At 58.6% G+C, this 256-nt stretch carries 2 pseudogenes; both read right to left on the bottom strand.

Annotation, left to right across the window (positions count from 1 at the left end):
• Positions 1 to 78, bottom strand: a pseudogene (locus C5P05_RS34180) (electron transfer flavoprotein subunit alpha); the annotation flags it as partial.
• Positions 79 to 89: 11 nt separating this feature from the next.
• A pseudogene (locus tag C5P05_RS00345) lies at positions 90 to 256 on the bottom strand (electron transfer flavoprotein subunit beta/FixA family protein); the annotation flags it as partial.

Raw genomic sequence — 256 nt, 5'->3', positions numbered from 1 at the left:
GAGCGCGGCGGTCACGGTGTTGAGGGTGGCGACCTTGATAGTCGCGTTGTCGTGTTCGGCAATTACGAGTGATGTCATGTTTGTGCTCCTCAGATGACCTTGGCTTCGTTCTTGAGTTTGTCCACCAGCGTGGCGACGTCGGGCACCTTGATGCCGGCGCTGCGTTTGGGCGGCTCGCTGACCTTGAGGGTCTTGAGGCGCGGTGTGACGTCGACACCCAGGTCTTCGGGCTTGAATATCTCGAGCTGCTTTTTCT

Source organism: Rhodoferax ferrireducens, assembly GCF_003347515.1.
GTDB lineage: Bacteria > Pseudomonadota > Gammaproteobacteria > Burkholderiales > Burkholderiaceae_C > Rhodoferax.
Note: the sequence above shows the minus strand (reverse complement) of the source record. Positions and strands in the feature narration are given on the sequence as shown.